This is a genomic window from Pseudoflavonifractor hominis, from assembly GCF_014288125.1.
Lineage (GTDB): Bacteria > Bacillota > Clostridia > Oscillospirales > Oscillospiraceae > Pseudoflavonifractor_A > Pseudoflavonifractor_A gallinarum.
The window spans coordinates 537,845-555,688 of sequence record NZ_JACOPR010000001.1 but is presented as its reverse complement, the minus strand read 5'-3'; the positions used below and the strand labels follow the sequence as shown (position 1 = coordinate 555,688).

Here is a 17,844-nt window from a genome sequence, read left to right as displayed (position 1 = left end):
TCGCAGACAGCCAGCTTGTGATAGATGGTGATGTCCTGCCGGGCGGTGAGGGTCTTCTCCTCGTTGCCGCTGAGGTAGGTGACCGTGTCGCCGCTCTGAATGGCCTCAATGGCCACGGCTACATTGTCCTTTGGATCAATGATCATTGCATTACGCATAGTAACCTCCAGGCGCTCAAGCGCGTAAAATCAGAATAAAAGCTCCCGCTGCCGCATTTGGGTGGCCTGCTGCAACCATCCCCAAATGCGGCAGGGGAATGGAAAGGGAGCCGCAAAAGAAATTACCAGAGATTTCCCTTTTCATCAAAGGGCCATTCCTCCGGTTCGCCCTCCAACTCCATGTTGGGATGGGCCTTAACCTCGTCGATCAGCGCCTCGGAGACCCAGATGTGACCGATCTCCATGGTGTTGGCGATACGAACGATACGGGGGTGAGCCTTGTCGATCTCGTTGCAGATCCGGACAGCCAGCCGGATGGCACCCTGGTCGCTGTGGGAGAAGATGGGCATCTTTACCATGTTGACCAGAGTAGAGGTGAGGGCGTTGGGATATGTGATGTCCACGTCGGTCTTATCGACCAGACGCTTGGTGGTCACGTCGGCCACACCGATGCCGTTGGCATTGCCGTGGCTCTCATCCGTCAGGTCCAGAACCACCGTGCGCTGAGCGCAGATGGGACCGGGGACTTCATTGCGCTGACGTCCGGGGCTGCCGAAGGTACCGGAGACGTTGGGGTCCATGCCGTCGCCGGAGATGTTCTTGCCCAGACGGTCCACGACCAGGACGTCGGTCTTTTCGATCCAGAGACGACCCATCATACGATTGGCCTCCTGAAGCAGGGCGGGCTCCTGCTCCCAGATCTCCTGGGCGTCCAGCGCGGCGATCTTGTAGGTCTGGTCATAGGCGTTCTCGATGATACCGACGCCGGCCAGAATGTTGGTGTGGTCAAACACAACGCGGGCAAACTGGGGCATGATGCGGCCCATGTTCTGGAAGCCGGACTCATGGACCGACTCCGCGCCGTGCTGCTTGCCCATGCCGATCACAGCCATTTTCAGCAGGCCGCTCTCGTAGGGGCCGCGGAAGGAGGTGTGGGGCTTGATGCGGCCGCAGAGGATCACGCCGTCCGCCTCATGGGCATACTTGTCGCTGAAAACGGGCTTGCCTTCCACGGTATCGCCCAGGTAGACCGTCTCCATGGTCGCACGGATGGGGCAGCCCATGGTCTCCTCGGTCACATGATAGCTGCGCAGAACTTCCAGCTGGCCCTCGGGGGTGGCGCCGCCGTGGCTGCCCATGGCGGGGAAGACGAAGGGATTTGCGCCGCACTCCTTTACAAAGTCAACAATGGCGCGGACAATGATGGCAATGTTAGCGATGCCGCGGCTGCCGCAGGTGATAGCGATGGACATGCCGGGACGGATCTGCTTGCGGATGTTTTCCCGCTCCAGCTGGGCGTGAACTACCGCGGGGAGTTCCTCCGGCTCAAAGTGGGTAGAGTCAAACTTCTGGTGAACACGCACCATCTTGGGAAGGGAGACACTCTGACAGAGCTGTTCCACAACACTGTTCGGATTGCTTTCAAAGGCCATGATAAAGCTCCTTTCTGAAATCGTGGAGGGCGAGGGGCAGATTCGGCCACCTCCAAAGAGAGGTGGCCGAATGGAGGTAAATGATTATACCATGGGGAGCAGAAGAGCGCCCACAATGGCGGCAATCAGGGTAAACACGGTCACGGTGAAGATGGGCCAGGTGTAAGTCTTCAGACCGCCGGTGACGGTGAAGCCAGACAGGTTGGTGCAGACCCAGAAGCCGGAGTCATTGACATGGCCGATGGAAATACCGCCGGCCAGGCAGGCCATGGCGATCCACACGGGATGCACGGGCACGGAGGGGGCGATGGTGGACATGATGGTCATGGCAGTGATGCCGGCCACGGTACCAGAGCCCTGCGCCACACGGAAGATAAAGCCGATGAAGTAGGCAAAGAGCAGCACGCTCACCACGGAGCCGGTGCCGATGTTCAGGGCGCTGATGAGGGCGTCGCCGATGTTGGTGGCGGCGATCACGCTGCCAAAGGATCCGCCCGCGCCGGTGATGGCCAGCGCCACGCCAGCGGTACCCAGGGCGTTGTTGGCGGAGGCCTCAGCCTTCTTGCGGCCGATGTACTTCCAGGCCACGACGTAGGCCACCAGAACGGCCATGAGCAGGGTGAAGATCTTGTTGCTCAGCAGGGAGACCGCCAGAGAATCGGCGGGAGCACCGGTGGCCTGAAGCACGGAGCTGATCAGAATGAGCACAACGGGCAGCAGCAGAGGCACCATGGACAGAGCGAAGGAGGGCTGGGGCAGATCCTTGCGGTTGGCCTCGTGCTCCGAGAGGTTCTTGAGCACATCCACCTCGTGGTTGACGTCCTTCTCATCATTAAAGAGGCCGGCGTCCAGGGCCTTGGTGGTGATGAGCATGGAGGGGATCAGCACAATGACACCCACAATCAGGCCGACCACCATCTGGGTACCCAGGCTGTAGCCCAGCAGGTCGGGCGCGGCCAGCGGATTGGGCGTGGGGGGGATGTAGGTCTGGGCGATCACGTCGCCGATGATGAGGGCGGTGCTGACATAGGCCATGGGCTTATTGATCTCTTTGGCCACGGCGATGCCGATGGGGATCAGGATGATAAAGGTGATATCAAAGAACACGGGAATGGCGAGCAGGAAGCCGGCGCCAGCCAGAGCCCACATGACGAACTTGGAGGGAACGGCATGGACCAGGGTGGTGGCGATTTTCTGGGCCATACCGGTGTCGCTCATCAGCTGACCCAGCAGGACGCCCAGGCCGATGGGAAGGCCGATGCTGGTCATCATGCTGCCGAAGCCGGAAGCGATGGTATCCATAGTGGTGAGAACGCCAAGACCACAGGAAATACCCATGTAGGCACTGGCGATGACCAGGCTGACCATGGGGTTGAGCTTGGGGATGAGAATCAGGCCAATGATCAGCGCAATGGAGATGGCCAGATTCACAACTAACATAGTGCTATTCATTTACTTCTCTCCTCTTTGTAGTGATAGTGGGTACTTAGTTGATCAAAAAGGCAATCCCCTCCTTGTGTCCAGTCCCAACTGTGGAGACGTGGAAAATCTCAACAGTTTGATCAAGTCTATTGTAACGAAAACTGTCTATTCTTGCAATTGGAGCTAAACCGATATTTTGTTTCTTTTTGAAACGAGCGGAAAAAATATTGTCTCTATTTTGGTTATGTGGTAAAATTGATTTCAAAAAGAAACGGTGTAGGGGGGACATTGATGGAACAAAATGTACGGGTACTTGGAGTCGTACCCTATGAGGGAATGAAGACGCTCCTGTACAACCTGGCCGAGGAGTATCCGCAGGTGAGCATGGATGTATTTGTGGGGAACATGGAAAAGGGTGTGGAGATCGCGGAGCACTATTTTCACACCGACTATGATGTGATCCTCTCCAGAGGCGGTACGGCCAGTATTCTCCAGGGGAAAGGACTGCCTGTGGTAGAGGTGGAGATCTCGCTCTATGATGTGTTTTGCGCACTGCGCCTGTCCAACGGCATCCGGGGGAAGGTGGCCATGGTGGCCTATGCCAACATTACCATCAGTGCAAAAGTCCTGTGCGACCTGCTCAACTACCACGTGGATATTTTCACGGTGGAATCCCTGGATGCGCTGGAGCCAAAGCTGCGGGAATTGCAGACAGAGCAGTATGATACCGTGCTGTGCGATATGACGGCCAGTATCATTGCCCGGCGGCTGGGGTTCAATGCGATTCTGATCACGTCCGGGATCGAAAGTCTGCGAAAGGCATTGGAGCAGACGCTGAGCCTCTGCCGCAGCCATGAGCGCCTGCGGCAGGAAAACAGCTTTTTCCGGGAGATCCTGCGGGGACAGGCGGGAAAAATTGTGGTGCTGGACAACCAGAACGGCGAGGTGTTCTTTTCCACCATGGAGAATCTGGCACCGGAACTGCTCGAAGTATTGCGGGGGGCCCTCCTGCTGCCCGGCATGGAGGAGGAGCGGGGACTGACCAAGCACATCAACGCCATGCGCTACTCCATCCAGGCCAGACGTGTACTCTTTGGAAGCAAAAGCTATACCGCTTTCTTTGTGGAAGAGCGCCGGATTCCCCTGGGGCCGGCACAGATGGGGATCTCCTATCTCTCCCGGCAGGAGGCAGAGGATGCCATTGCCGAACGCATGCAGTGCCTGCCCGGCCATGAACTGCGGGAGCAGATCCGGTATTTTGCCGGGAATACCGCGCCGCTGGTTCTCTGCGGGGAAGATGGGACCGGAAAAGAGACCGTCGTCCACCTGCTATATGTGCAGGGACCCTATCGGGGAAGCGCGCTGGTATCCATCCACTGCGGTCTGCTCCATGAAAAGGGTTGGAATTTCCTGTTAGAACATCACAATTCCCCGCTGTTGGACAGCGGACATGTGATCCACATCGCACATGTCCAGTCCCTCTCTCCCGAGCGGAGAGACCAGCTGATCGGTGTGCTGAAGGAGACCGATGTGTGCCGGCGCAATCATGTCATCATTTCGTGTGTCTCGCAGGAGGGAGAGCAGATCTCCGCCGAGGGCGCACAGTGGCTCAATGGGTTGGGCGCACTCTCGCTGTATCTTCCGCCTCTGCGTATGATGCGCGGTGAGATTCCCACCATGCTGCACCTGATTCTGGGGCGGCTGAATGCCAATGCACCCCATCCTGTCCTGGGGGCGGAGGAGCGGGCCATTGAACTGCTTCAGGAATTTCATTGGCCCCATAACTACATCCAATTCCAGCGGATCGTGGAAGAGGCGGCCACCACTGCGCCGGGGCAGACCATCCGGGCCGAGGATATTCGGCGGGTTCTGCAAAAAGAGCGGTATGAGTGTGTGCTCTCGCCTGCCACAAAGGGGGTCTGTGCACCGCTGGACCTGAACCGCACACTGGCCGAGATCGACCAGGACATCGTATTCCGCGTCCTGGAAGAGCTGGACGGGAATCAGACCGCCGCCGCCAAGCGTTTGGGCATCAGCCGCACCACACTCTGGCGCTTGACCCGCACAGCCCACTGATACCTTATATATAAGGAAACACAGGGGGCAGGAGGAAATAAAACCGGATTCTGTTAGAAAGATTACGCTTGTGTTACGGATGCGGGAAATCTATTGACCTTTTTTTCTTTGACGTGTATAGTAGGAACGAACCCAAGGGAGAGCATTGCCTCTCCGAGGGAAAATGTTTAAAGGAGGAACTCCACATGAACAACCTGAAGCGAGTGCTCAGTGTTGGTATGGCTTCTACCATGGTTCTTGGTATGATGGCTACCGCCAGCGCTGCTAGCTTCAACGATTTCACCGATAAGGATGAGATCGTCAACAAGGACGCCGTGTCCATGGTCACCGAGCTGGGCATCATTGCCGGTCTGCCCGATGGCTCCTACGGCGCCACTCAGAACATCGACCGCGCTTCCTTCGCCCGCCTGATCTGCGTGACCCTGAACGGCGGTAAGGAGCCCACCCTGGGCAACCTGACCACCAGCTTCACCGACACCAAGGGCCACTGGGCTGAGAAGTACATCGCCTACTGCGTGCAGCAGGGCATCATCGCCGGCAAGGGCAACAACACCTTTGCTCCTTCCGCTCAGGTGACCGGCTCCGAGGCTGCTAAGATGCTGCTGGTGGCCGTGGGCTACAACACCACCTACGAGGGAATCGGCGGCGCCACTTGGCAGGTCAGCACTGACGTTCTGTCCAACCAGGTCGGCCTGTACAAGGGCCTGGAGACCATCAACACCTCCGCTGCCCTGACCCGTGACCAGGCTGCTCAGATGATCTACAACGCTCTGAACGCTGAGATGGTGAAGTACGAGATCGTTCCCGGTGTGAGCACCAACGGTCAGATCGTGGCTAACACCCAGCGTCAGGAGACCGGCGAGACCCTGCTGGAGAAGGCTTTCAAGGCCGTCAAGGTTGAGGGTGTCGTTCTGGCCAACGAGTACGCTGCTCTGAATGGCGCCGGCGTGCAGGACGAGGGCAAGACCTATGTCCAGCTGAACGACGCTCCCAAGGGCCTGAACAGCACTGGCGCCTTCAAGGTGTCCACTGATCTGGACATGGTTGGTAAGACCGTGACCATGTTCGTGCAGCCCGATGCCAACAGCACTCAGACCTCCAAGGCCGTCGTGCTGGGCAACGCTCTGGAGTCCGATACCAACAACGTGGCTGTCCTGACCGCTGGTAAGGACTCTGCGAAGAAGATCGCCGACTACCTGGACGACAACAACCTGAAGACCAACAGCAGCACCGAGTGGTATGTCAACTATGCCATCCGTACTACTGGCTCCGGCGACAGCACCAAGAACGATCCTCTGACCACCAACGAGGCTGGTAAGGAGCTGACCTTCATCGACAACAACGATGACGGTGTTGTGGATTATGCCCTGCAGCTGGTCAAGACCTTCGGTAAGGTCACCAGCTACAACGACAGCAAGGACGGCACCATCAACGTCAGCGCTGTCAACCCCGCTGATAGCATCACCTACAAGAGCCTGAGCAGCACCAAGGCTGCCAAGGACATCAACGGCTTCGCTGACGTGAAGAAGGACGACTATGTCTTCTTCTATAAGATCGGCAACAAGGAGTTTGTTGAGCCCGCCAAGTCCGTCGAGGTGACCGTCTCCTCCATCAAGGGCAACAAGGTCACTGCCGACGACACCACCTACGAGCAGTCTGGCCTGGTGAAGGGCGTCAACGAGGATGCCAAGAACCTGAACGAGGCTGTTGAGCTGGGCGACAAGGTTACCTTCTACCTGGACAACGCTGGCTACGTGGTTTACACCGACGCCGAGGCTGCTGCCGACGAGTACCTGAAGGTCCTGGCTGTGGATAGCTTCAGCAGCGTCAGCGGCTACGCCAACACCAAGATCCTGAAGACCGACGGCACCACCGAGGTTGTCAACGCCTACTATGACAACGCTGGCACCAAGGAGAAGCCCGACAACGGTAAGATCTACGCTTACAGCGTCAACTCCAAGGGCGTCTACAAGCTGGTTCTGACCGACCTGACCGAGAAGAGCATCAACAGCACCACCATTGAGAAGGGCAAGACCCAGATCAAGAGCGATGTTCTGGCCAATGCTCAGACCGTGTTCGTGATCGACCGCGGCAACGACGTCTACACCGTCTACACCGGTATCGCCAACGTGCCCAAGGAGATCACCGTTAAGACCGGTAGCGCTATTGTTGACAAGAACAACATCGCCAAGGCTGTCTTCATCAGCGACAGCGATATGACCGGTTCCACCGAGGGTGTCTATGTCCTGGACAAGAACCCCACCGTGACCGGCACCTCCGATGACAAGACCTACACCTACGATGTCATCTACAAGGGTGAGAAGACCACTCTGACCTCCGAGGACGGCAAGCTGTTTGCCTCCAAGGGCTACTATGACAACGTGTCCATCAACGGCACCGAGATCACCAAGGTCACCGGTTCCGCCATCCAGCCCAGCGAGGCCACTGTTGCTTCCAAGGGTCTGGTTGCCAACGCTCAGGGCACCTTCAGCTACAGCGATAGCACCAAGGTCCTGTACGTGGACGGCACCGACGTGTCCGAGTCCTCCATCGGCGCTATCACCGTGAAGGACGGCGGCATCAAGGGTGACAACATCCTGGTCATCAAGGACAGCGACAACGAGAACATCGCTGCCTACGTCCTGATCTGCAAGTAATTGCTGATTGACAGATCGCTGAAAAAACAATAAGTTTCACCCCCGGGGATTTCCCCGGGGGTGTTTTTATTTGACAGAACAGGCGGAAACGGGGTAAAATAGAACACTGTGATACCCAATGAAATGGACGGGAGTATGCCATGATCAAGGAAAATCAGGTTCTGCTCAACCGCCTGAATGTGATTTCTGACGGACTTATCATTTTTTTCACGCTGCCCATTGCCTTCTGGCTGCGTTTCTATGTGCTGCCCGGCGGTGTGATCAGTGTTCCCTTTTCTCAATATCTGATTTTGGCCGGCGTGTTGGTGGCGGTGCATCTGTTCACCTATGCCGCCTTCGGTCTGTACCGCTCGTTCCGGCAGACCAGGCTGCTGCGGGAGCTTCCAAAGCTCTGGTGGGCCAGTATTCTGGATATGACGGTGCTGCTCAGTGTGCTCTTTGTGCGGCATGATATCCATGTTTCCCGGTGGACACTGGCCATTTTCTTTGCCCTGAATCTGTTTTTGCTCAGCGCCAAGCGGGTACTGCTGCGCAGTGTCCTGCGCCATGCCCGGCAGCAAGGGTATAACCAGAAACATGTGATTCTGCTGGGGAGAGGCCCCATGGCCCGCCGCTATCTGGAGACCATCCGGCGGGAGCGGGAGCTGGGCTATCATCTGGTGGGGTATGTGGCCGCCGAGCATGAAAAAGCCTGGCAGGAGCTAAGTTATCTGGGGGATTATGAGGCACTGGAGTCGATTCTGGACCTCTACCGTCCGGATGAGGTGGTCTCGGCCGTGGATCTGGAGGATTATCCCCAGACCCCCCACATCATCGCTGCTTGTGAAAAGACCGGGACCAAGCTCTCCATCATTCCCTTTTATGCGGAATATATGCCCTCCCATCCCCAGTTTGATGATCTCAACGGAATTCCCATGCTCAACATCCGGCGTATCCCTCTGGACAATTGGGCCAACGCCTTTTGTAAGCGTGCCATGGATGTGGTGGGTTCGCTGGTGCTGCTGGTATTTACCTCTCCCATCATGCTGGTGGCTGCCATCGGGGTGAAGCTATCCTCCCCGGGACCGGTGATTTTCCGTCAAAAGCGCATCGGGCGGAATAAAAAGCCCTTTTATATGTACAAATTCCGCTCCATGCGGGTGAATGACCGGCAGGAGACCGGATGGAGCAGCTCCACCGACGACCGCAAGACCCGCTTCGGTGCACTGCTGCGGAAATGCTCCATTGATGAGTTCCCCCAGTTTTTCAATGTGCTCCGGGGAGATATGAGCCTGGTGGGCCCCCGTCCAGAGGTGCCCTACTACGTGGAGCAGTTCAAAGAGGAAGTTCCTCTTTATATGGTCAAGCACCAGGTGCGGCCCGGCATCACCGGATGGGCCCAGGTCAACGGCCTGCGGGGTGATACTTCCATTCAGGCCCGGATCGAGCACGATATCTATTATATCGAGCACTGGAGTCTGCTGTTTGATATTAAGATCTTGTGTTTGACGCTGGTGAAGGGATTCATCAACGATGAGAAATTACACTGATTGAGGAGATGGATGAATGGGTAAGCATAATACATCCACCCGCCGGACGGGGGTCGTTCCACGATCCAATGGGCTGTTTGCGCTGATCGGGATCGGATTCTTTTTCCTGTTGGCGGCCCAGGCGGGTGGTTCAGACAAGCATATTGCTGTGGCTGCAGTCGTGCTCTTTTTGGCCTGCTCCATCGGCCGCGCTCCGGCCCAGCGTCTGGGAGAGCGGCTGAGCATTCCGGTACTGGCGGTATTCGCCTATCTGCTGCTCAATGGGGCGGCCAGCCTATATAGCCGTTTCGGCAGCTTCGCAGGGACGGAGTTTTCCAAGATCCTGGCGGCGCTGTGTGTCTACGGTGTGGTACTGGTGCGCGCCAAGCGGGAGGACGCCCCCAGGCTGGCAGCCATGACCGCGTCGGTGACGGCGGCCTTTTCCCTGCTGAGCCTGGACGCCGCCGCGGGCAAGCTGCTGGCAGGCCCCTTCTTCCGCCTGATGGACGCGCTGGGCTGTCAGTTCCAGTATATGTCCACCGGATATGAGGAGGGTGTGCGTATCACCGGTATTTTGGGGAACCCCAACGTACTGGGCGGAATGCTGGCGCTGGGCGTGCTGCTCTCCTTCTATCTGGCTATGACGGCCCGGACCACCCGGAGCCGTGTGGGGACGAGCATGCTGCTGGGGATCAATACCCTGGGCTTTTTGCTGGCCTTCAGTATGGGCGCCATCGCGATGTTTATGGTGTCCGTGCTGCTCTATCTGCTGGCCGCCCCGGCCGGGAAGCGGCTTTCCCTCTTCCTGCTCATGGCCCAGGACGCGGTCGTGTCCCTGGTGATGATGTTTGTGGCCTTCCAGGGCCTGGGGAAGAGCGGAGCGTTGGGTATGCTTCCGGTCCTTGCTGCCGTGGCGGCGGGCGGACTGCTCTATGGGGTGCAGCGTCTGGTGGGGGACCGGTTGACTACGGTCCTCGCCTCCCACGGAAAGGCTGCCGGGATCACGGTGGCGGTGCTGGCGGTCCTGGCGGTCTCCTATGTGGTGCTGGGGTATCAGCTCTCCGGCGGGATCTCCCTGAACGCGGGTGAGGATCTGCGCCGTTCGGTCTATCCAGCCCCCGGTACCTATACGCTGGAGGGAAGCTGGGAGGGACCGGTCTCCGTTGTGGTGGAGAGCCAGAATGCTTCCCAGACCATCATGCACACCAGCACGGTGCTCTACTCCGGAGATCTGGAGGGGGCCTCCTTCACTGTGCCGGAGGATTCCAAGGTGGTCTACCTGAATCTCAGCGCACCGGAGGGGGCGAATCTGGAGAGCCTCTCCCTCTCCAGCGGAGAAAAGGTCCGGCTGGGTTACCTGCTGCTGCCCGAGTTTGCGGCAAACCGTATTCAGGGCCTCTGGGCCAACCAGAACGCCATCCAGCGTGTGGAATTCTGGCGGGATGGTCTGAAGATCTACCAGGAGAGCCCCATCATCGGAAACGGTCTGGGCTGTGTGGAGGGCATGGTCACCCAGGTCCAGAGCTTCTACTACGCCAGCCGCTATGTGCACAACCACTATATTCAGGTGCTGGCTGAGATGGGCATTCCCGGACTGCTGGTGTTCCTGACCATGCTGGGCAGCAGCGCCGTGATGCTGCTGCGCCGCCGCCGGGAGGGAGAGGAGGATCTGCTCCTGTCCACCCTGCTGGCCTGTCTGGCTATGCTGGCCCTCCACGGGGCGGTGGAGGCAGTCTGGTCCATCAGCGCCTATCAGGCCCTTGCGCTGCTGCTGCTGGGCGTGATGGCGGTCTGCTATGGCCGGCCGGTCGCCAAGCTGAGCGGAAAAGCGGCCGGATGGATCGCGCTGGGCGGACTGTGGCTCTTCCAGCTGGTCTTTGGCTGGTTTGTGTTCAACTATATTACCGCCAGCCGTCAGTATGAGGAGATCCAGGCTGGAGTCCGGGAACAGACCCCCTATACCATGAGCAATCTGGCCGCCCGGGATCACTACGGCTGGGCCCAGTACAAGCTGGATATGGCAGTCAACGCGGCCACATCTGAGGTGCCTGAATTCCGGGAGCGGGCGGCAGAGTATGCCCGGGAGCTGCGCCGCCTGAAGATCCATTCCGTCAATTACAGCCTGGAGAAGTACCACTATGCCGACCTGGGACAGTACGAGGAGCTCTTTGCAGCCTCACGGGAGGGCATTCCCCAGAAGGCGTCGGTGGTCGAGACCTGGCAGGAGGAATTTGACCTCTATCGGGAGATATTCCCCTGGAGTGCTGAGGAGGACAAAGACCGGATCGGACAGATCGACTGGTATGTGGACCAGATCCTCCTTACTTGGCAGATGCTGGAGGAGTACAATGCCGGACGCCTGGAGCAGATCACGCTCAGTGAGGAGAACCAGGCCTTTGTGGAGCAAATGAAAGCGCTGGATGAGACAGGAGTCACCGGAGAGGCGGCTCTGGCGCTGCTTGCGGCCATGGGCGCCCAGCCCTGAGCCCTGTGAAAATCATCGCTATACCGGATCGGCGGGCCCCTTTTTGGGGCCCGCCGATTTTTTCTGCCCGTTCCGTGTACGGAAACGTACAACATTCTGCCATGGGGAGGGATAGGGTAAGGAGGGATTTTGATGGCAAACGCATATACGCCCGGATTTCACCTCAACCAATGGGCAGCGGAGGACTCCTTTCTGCGGGAGGAATTCAATAACGACAATCGCATTCTGGATGAGACGCTCCTCGGTCTGACCGGTCGGACCGACCTGCTGGAGCGGCAGGTGAAGCCGCTGGGACTGGAGGTCTATAACCTCATGCTGCAAAACTACTATGAGGGGAAAGAGACCGGATATCGGCAGGCCCTGGCCTTTGACGGCTTTCAGGACGATAGCTTCCTCGCGTCCGTGACCCCGGGCGCCTACCATGATGCAGCCCAGAAGCAGATCCGGATTTTACCGGATGTCCCCAATTTCAGCACGGGATTTGCGGCGGAGCCTGGGTACGATGACAGGGGAGATTCGAACCGGGAGCGGTTTGTCTTTGTCAGCTGGCCCGGACCGCAATATGAAACCGAAGAGACAAGCTTTATCCCAACCGGCTTTGGTACGCTGCAGCAGATCAAGATGCGTCTGGCCTGCGGCAGCTATTCTTCCGAAAATCAGAATTTGCAGACCCGGGTGGAGATCAAGCTGGGGGAGGAAACGCTGGGGATCAGCGACATTCAGGTAGTCCCCAATACTGCGGTGGTTGAGCTGACCTACCAGTTTTCCGGCGGGATACGGGTCCAGCCCTATCAGAGTTATACGTTGGTTCTGCGCAATGTGGGGGGAAAATATTATATCAAAGCCACCCGGATCAAGGCGGACAATAACAGTGATATGGGCTATACCTGTATCTATACCCCGGACAGTCTGGCCAGCGGAACGGTGACCAGCAAGGACATCACGCTGACCCAGGATTACCGGAAGGCCATTGCCTGGGTGCGTCATACGGGAACGGTGGGCATCAAGGTACGAGACTCCGCCGGAGGCTATACGGATCTGGTACAGGAGAGCGTACGCAATACAGAGGAACTGAACGGGAACGCCTGCCAGGAGAGTACCTTCTCCGTTTTGCTGCCGGATGGGACCAAAAACACATCCACAGCGGTACAGATGGTCCTGACCCGGGGAAGCGATGGGACGGGCGTGCTCTACGACTACGGTGTGGCCTTCCTTTAACCGATTCCATAGAGCAATGAAAATCAGGGATACAGCAGGGACAGCGCCTGTTGTATCCCTGATTTTTTGATCATCATCGGTTGCTTTTTGCCGTTCCCTGTGGAAAAAGACGTCCTTTTCCAGTAGACGGGAGAGGGGAGGGTATGATATGCTGTGTGAAAAGAAGGTGATCGCATATGGGCCAGAAAGTACTCTTTACGGCCTCTACATATTCCCATATTCTGCATTTTCACCGCCCCTACCTGCGCCGTTTCCGGGAGGAGGGGTGGGTGGTCCATGTGGCCTGCGGCGGAGCACCGGCGTCCATTCCAGAGGCGGATGAGGTGATCCACCTGCCCCTGGAGAAAAAGATGACGGCGCCCGCCAATTGGGCCGCCGCCCGGATGTTGCGCCGGAAGATCCGGGCGGAGCGCTATGCCCTCATTGCCACGCACACCTCCCTGGCCGCTTTTTTTACCCGTATGGCGGTGAAGGGGATGCGGGAGCGGCCCAAGGTGATCAACATGGTGCACGGCTATCTCTTCGATGACGATATGGCGCCGGTGAAGCGGACCATTCTGCGTACGGCGGAGCAGCTGACGGCAGGAGAGACCGACCTGCTCCTCACGATGAACCGAGCGGACCTAAATCTGGCCCACCGGTACCACCTGGGAAAGGAGATCGGCTCGGTTCCCGGCGTGGGGGTGGATTTTTCCCGCCTGGATGGGACCTCCAGGGAGCAGGGACTGGCGCTCCGGGCCCAGTATGGGCTGAAGGAGGAGGACTTTGTACTGGTCTATGCCGCAGAGTTCTCCCAGCGGAAGAGTCAGGCCGTGCTCATCCGGGCCATGGCGGAGCTGCCGGAGCGGGTGCATCTGATTCTCCCGGGTGAGGGCGCACTGCTGGAGGAATGCCGGACGCTGGCGGCGGAGCTGGGGGTAGGGGAGCGGGTCCTGTTTCCAGGATACTGCACCCACATGGCGCCCTGGTATGCCGCCGCGGATGCGGCGGCTGCGGCCAGCCGGATCGAAGGGCTCCCCTTCAATGTGATGGAGGCCATGTATCTGGGGCTCCCGGTGGTCGCCAGCGCGGTCAAGGGACATGTGGATCTGATCGAAGAGGGCCAGAACGGATTGCTCTACCCCTATGGGGACAGCAAGGCCTTTGCCCGACAGGTGCGGCGTCTCCTGGAGGAGCCAGGGCTGCGGGATGGGATGGCGGCACGGACACGGGCATCCGTTTTGCAGTATGGCCTGGAGCAGGTGTTGCCTCAGGTCTGGGACTGCTATACCGCGCTGTTCCAGGAGAGCCGGGAGAAATATCCGGTCCGGTAAGACCGACCGTAGACAGAGTGGACTTTTTGCAGTTCAATTAGTATTTATAGATAAAAAAATAACAAGGAGGAATCGAATATGGGGCCTTTGATCCTCATTGCCGAGGACGATGCGGACATCCGCAGCCTGTTGCGCCTCTACCTGGAGGGGGAGGGGATGCGGGTACTGGAAGCGGCCGATGGGAATACTGCGCTGGAGCTGGCACGGGAGCACACTCCGGATATGGCCATCCTGGATGTCATGATGCCGGGACTCAACGGCTTTGAGCTGACCAGGGCCCTGCGGCAGTACAGCGATCTGCCCATTCTGATCCTCTCAGCCAAGAGTCAGGACAACGACAAGATCCTGGGACTCAATTTGGGGGCGGACGATTACATTGCCAAGCCCTTCAATCCGGTGGAGATCGCGGCGCGGGTCAAGGCCCAGCTCCGCCGGACCGCGCGGCGCAGCGGGAATGTGCTCACTGTGCGGGACCTGGCGCTGGATACCGCCAGCTTCCAGCTGACCAAGCGGGGAGAGCCCATCCTCCTCACACCCATGGAGTACAAGATCCTGGCCATGCTGATGCGCTCTCCCGGACGGATCTTTACCAAGATCCAGCTCTACGAAGGGGCCATCGGCACGTATTTTGAGGGGGATGACAACACCATGATGGTGCACATCTCCAAGCTGCGGGACAAGCTGGAGGATGATCCCAGACACCCGCAATACATCATCACCGTACGTGGATTGGGGTATAAGCTTGAAAAATAGAAGGGAAAGGGGCGGCCTCTTTGGACTCCTGGCCCGGAATTATCTGCTCTTCACCCTGGTGCTGCTCCTGCTGGCCGGCGGCGTCTTTGCCCTCTGGAATGCCTGGCTGCTCAACGTGTATCAGCCGGCCGACTGGCCGGGGCTGCTGGGGGATCATGCTCTGAGCGAGGGCAGCTATGAACGCCTGAGGCATTATTTGAAGGGCGCAGGAGATGCCTTTGCCGTGTATGGAGCGGACGGTAGACTGGTGTACGCCACGGAGGAGAACTTTGATCCACACTGCCCGCCAGAGGTTTTGGAGACCGTGGTACCCTATGGAAGCTCGGTGGAGACACAGGCCTTTGAGAAGCTTGCAGAGGACGGCAGCCGCCGCTTTCTGGTCATCCGACATTCCTATGGAGAGGGGGCGGACGGCCAGGAGGAGCGCGTGGATGCCGCCCTGCTGGACCAGGAGTACCGGGTCATCTTCGGCGGGCTGGGGGACGGACGCAGCCGTTATACCCCGGAGGAATATGCCTATCTCTCCGGCCGTCGTTTTCCCGAGGACCAGCTGATCCGGGCGGAGTTTACCGACACGCAGGGGGAGCACAGGACCATCCTGATGCGGGAGAAGCGGATGGGGACGGAGGAGTCCTACCAGTCCTATCTGGCGGCCCGATGGATCTGGCTGCTCTTTCTCCCACTCTATCTGGCAGCGGCGGGAGCCTTTATCGCCTGGATGAGGCGCAAGATCGGCCGTCCCCTCCGGCGGCTCAATGAGGCGGTGGAGGCGCAGGCCCGAGGGCAGACCGTACGGGTGGGAGACTGCGGCGGCCCCCGGGAGATCCGGCAGATCGGGGAGAGCTTTGACCGCTTCGCCGACCGCCTGGCCGAGAGTGAGGGGGAGCGAAAACGGCTGGATGAGGGACGACAGAAGCTCATCGCCGATATTTCCCATGACCTCAAGACCCCGATCACCGTGATTGCAGGCTATGTGGACGCCATCTGTGACGGCAAGGTGCCGCCCGGAGAACAGGAGCCCTATTTGCGGGCCATCCAGAGCCGGGCTCAGGGATTGACGGAATTGATCAATGCCTTCCACGAGTACAGCAAGGTGGAGCATCCGCAGTTTGTACTTCAACTGGAACGGACCGATCTGTGTGAATATCTGCGGGCCTATCTGGCGGGAAAATATGATGAGATCGATCTGGCGGGCTTTACGCTGGAGATATCCATTCCAGAGAGGGCGGTCTTCTGCGCACTGGACCGGATGCAGTTCCGGCGGGTACTGGATAATCTGCTCTCCAATGCGCTGCGGCACAACCGGCTGGGAACCATCTTGTTCTTTGATCTGACACAGGAGGAAAAAACGGTCCTCCTGCGCGTGGGGGACAACGGGGACGGCATCCCGCCCGAGCGGGCCCAGACCATCTTTGAGCCCTTTGTGGTGGGCAGTGAGGCACGGTCCGGAAAGGGAAGCGGCTTGGGTCTGGCCATCACGCGCCGGGTGATGGAGGGCCACGGAGGAGAGATCCGGCTGGAGCCTCATCCCCGCCCGGGGCGGAGCACGGAATTTGTTCTCACCCTGCCCCGTATGGAGGGATAGCAGGAAAAGCGATTGACAAGGAAAAAGATGCGGCCAGCCCTTTCACGGGGCTGGCCACATCTTTTTCTGTCAACAAAATCGAAACCGTTATCCGCTGCACCGAACGATACAGGTGAGTTCCTTACCGTCCACCTTGCAGATGAGGGTGGTGGTGCCTTTCCCCACCATGGAGACCAGGCCGCTGCTGTCCACCGTGGCCACAGCGGAATTGGCGGTGGACCAGGAGGGCGTGGACGTGGTGCCCGATACGCTCATCTGCACCGTGGTACCCTTGGGCATGGTGAAGTCGGTCTTATTCAGCACCGGATTGCTGGTGGAGGTGGATGTGCCGGGCGTGGAGGAGGGAGCAGTGCTCGCTCCGGCACCGGCCGGGGCATCAAAGCTGCACCGGACGATGCAGGTCTGGAAGATCTGCGTTCCCTTGAGGGTGGCCGTAATGGTCACGCTGCTCACGCCGCCGGACTTGCCCAGTCCCTTGACTGTGCCGTTTTCATCCACGCTGACCACATCGGGATTGCTGCTGGTCCACTCCAGATAGCCCACGCTGTCGCCGGGAGAGAAGGTGGCGTGGATGGTGTGGACCTGGCCGTAATTCTGCAGCGTGAAATCGCTCTGATCCAGCGTAAAGCCTGTGGCCGTCTGATCGGGAGGCACTGTGGGCGAGGGAGAGACCTCCGGCGAGGGGGAGACCTGCGCGCTCGCCGAGGGAGCGGGGGTGGCCGAGGTAAGGGGCGTGGTGTTGCCCCGGTCGATCATGGGCTTGACGATGGAGACCACGATGCAGACCGCGGCCACGATAAAGGCCAGGGAGACCACCGTGCTGATGATCTTCGCAGGGGTGGGGCCGCTGGAATAGCCGCCGCCCCGGGTGTTGGTGGCCATGCGCCGTCCCGCCCGGCGGGAAGGACGGCCATCCTCCTCCTCCGGCGGACGACCATCACAGAAGGGGCAGCGTTTATAAGTAGCGGCATAATCTTCGCCGCAGATATCACAGTGGATCATTTGATTGCGGGTGGGAGTCCGCGCCATAAAAAATCCCTCCGATTGACAAGTTTTATCCTCTCAGAACTTTATTTTACACGGGAATACAGGGTGCGTCAACGGTCGTGGGGAAATGTTCGGGAAAATTTAATAATCTGGGAGAATCCCAAGAGAGCGCCGGGAGAAAGGGCTCCCTCCTTGCATCTGACGGGGGATTCCAGTATAATCAAAAGATACGATAACCACGGAAGAGGT

11 protein-coding genes and 1 pseudogene are annotated in these 17,844 nt (G+C 58.7%); 8 read left to right on the top strand and 4 right to left on the bottom strand.

Translation table 11 applies throughout. The features are described from left to right. The 3 genes and pseudogenes from H8S34_RS15530 to H8S34_RS02620 form a co-directional block, all read right to left on the bottom strand. Positions 1-146 (bottom strand): annotated as a pseudogene (locus H8S34_RS15530) (UxaA family hydrolase); the annotation flags it as partial. A gap of 134 nt (positions 147-280) precedes the next feature. Further along, the gene (locus tag H8S34_RS02625) at positions 281-1,591 is read right to left on the bottom strand and encodes a nickel pincer cofactor-dependent isomerase, group 22 (protein ID WP_101693930.1); all 1,311 of its coding nucleotides are present in this window, start codon (positions 1,589-1,591) and stop codon (positions 281-283) included. Positions 1,592-1,675: 84 nt separating this feature from the next. Next, a complete protein-coding gene (locus H8S34_RS02620) occupies positions 1,676-3,031 on the bottom strand; it encodes a GntP family permease (protein ID WP_243207879.1) in 1,356 nt (451 codons plus the stop codon). Between the two features lie 273 nt (positions 3,032-3,304). Between H8S34_RS02620 and H8S34_RS02615 the strand changes: the two genes are divergently transcribed. The 8 genes from H8S34_RS02615 to H8S34_RS02580 all read left to right on the top strand — a co-directional run bounded on the left by H8S34_RS02615 (position 3,305) and on the right by H8S34_RS02580 (position 16,608). Continuing rightward, complete coding sequence (locus tag H8S34_RS02615) at positions 3,305-5,089, top strand: sigma-54-dependent transcriptional regulator (RefSeq protein WP_186962951.1); 1,785 nt, start codon at positions 3,305-3,307, stop codon at positions 5,087-5,089. Positions 5,090-5,274: 185 nt separating this feature from the next. Beyond that, complete coding sequence (locus H8S34_RS02610) at positions 5,275-7,746, top strand: S-layer homology domain-containing protein (protein ID WP_186962950.1); 2,472 nt, start codon at positions 5,275-5,277, stop codon at positions 7,744-7,746. A 140-nt stretch (positions 7,747-7,886) separates the two neighbouring features. Then, on the top strand, positions 7,887-9,275 hold the full coding sequence (locus H8S34_RS02605) for an undecaprenyl-phosphate glucose phosphotransferase (RefSeq protein WP_186962949.1): 1,389 nt from the start codon (positions 7,887-7,889) through the stop codon (positions 9,273-9,275). Between the two features lie 16 nt (positions 9,276-9,291). Then, positions 9,292-11,739, top strand: coding sequence for an O-antigen ligase family protein (locus H8S34_RS02600; RefSeq protein WP_186962948.1), 2,448 nt, complete (start codon positions 9,292-9,294; stop codon positions 11,737-11,739). A gap of 132 nt (positions 11,740-11,871) precedes the next feature. Further along, on the top strand, positions 11,872-12,957 hold the full coding sequence (locus H8S34_RS02595; RefSeq protein WP_186962947.1) for a hypothetical protein: 1,086 nt from the start codon (positions 11,872-11,874) through the stop codon (positions 12,955-12,957). Positions 12,958-13,133: 176 nt separating this feature from the next. Beyond that, entirely contained in the window at positions 13,134-14,270 is a 1,137-nt protein-coding gene (locus H8S34_RS02590) for a glycosyltransferase (protein WP_186962946.1), read from the top strand. 78 nt (positions 14,271-14,348) lie between these two features. After that, entirely contained in the window at positions 14,349-15,023 is a 675-nt protein-coding gene (locus H8S34_RS02585; protein ID WP_101693922.1) for a response regulator transcription factor, read from the top strand. Then, positions 15,013-16,608, top strand: coding sequence for a sensor histidine kinase (locus H8S34_RS02580; RefSeq protein ID WP_186962945.1), 1,596 nt, complete (start codon positions 15,013-15,015; stop codon positions 16,606-16,608). Before H8S34_RS02585 ends, H8S34_RS02580 begins: the two co-directional genes overlap by 11 nt. 87 nt (positions 16,609-16,695) lie before the next feature. On the opposite strand, the gene H8S34_RS02575 is transcribed toward H8S34_RS02580, so the two are convergent. Beyond that, complete coding sequence (locus tag H8S34_RS02575; RefSeq protein WP_186962944.1) at positions 16,696-17,637, bottom strand: immunoglobulin-like domain-containing protein; 942 nt, start codon at positions 17,635-17,637, stop codon at positions 16,696-16,698. Positions 17,638-17,844 lie beyond the last annotated feature (207 nt).

Bases quoted from the DNA above. Each gene is read 5' to 3' on its own strand.
- H8S34_RS02625 (WP_101693930.1), bottom strand. From the start codon at position 1,591: ATGGCCTTTGAAAGCAATCCGAACAGTGTTGTGGAACAGCTCTGTCAG.
- H8S34_RS02620 (WP_243207879.1), bottom strand. From the start codon at position 3,031: ATGTTAGTTGTGAATCTGGCCATCTCCATTGCGCTGATCATTGGCCTG.
- H8S34_RS02610 (WP_186962950.1), top strand. From the start codon at position 5,275: ATGAACAACCTGAAGCGAGTGCTCAGTGTTGGTATGGCTTCTACCATG.
- H8S34_RS02615 (WP_186962951.1), top strand. From the start codon at position 3,305: ATGGAACAAAATGTACGGGTACTTGGAGTCGTACCCTATGAGGGAATG.
- H8S34_RS02585 (WP_101693922.1), top strand. From the start codon at position 14,349: ATGGGGCCTTTGATCCTCATTGCCGAGGACGATGCGGACATCCGCAGC.
- H8S34_RS02575 (WP_186962944.1), bottom strand. From the start codon at position 17,637: ATGGCGCGGACTCCCACCCGCAATCAAATGATCCACTGTGATATCTGC.
- H8S34_RS02590 (WP_186962946.1), top strand. From the start codon at position 13,134: ATGGGCCAGAAAGTACTCTTTACGGCCTCTACATATTCCCATATTCTG.
- H8S34_RS02595 (WP_186962947.1), top strand. From the start codon at position 11,872: ATGGCAAACGCATATACGCCCGGATTTCACCTCAACCAATGGGCAGCG.
- H8S34_RS02605 (WP_186962949.1), top strand. From the start codon at position 7,887: ATGATCAAGGAAAATCAGGTTCTGCTCAACCGCCTGAATGTGATTTCT.
- H8S34_RS02600 (WP_186962948.1), top strand. From the start codon at position 9,292: ATGGGTAAGCATAATACATCCACCCGCCGGACGGGGGTCGTTCCACGA.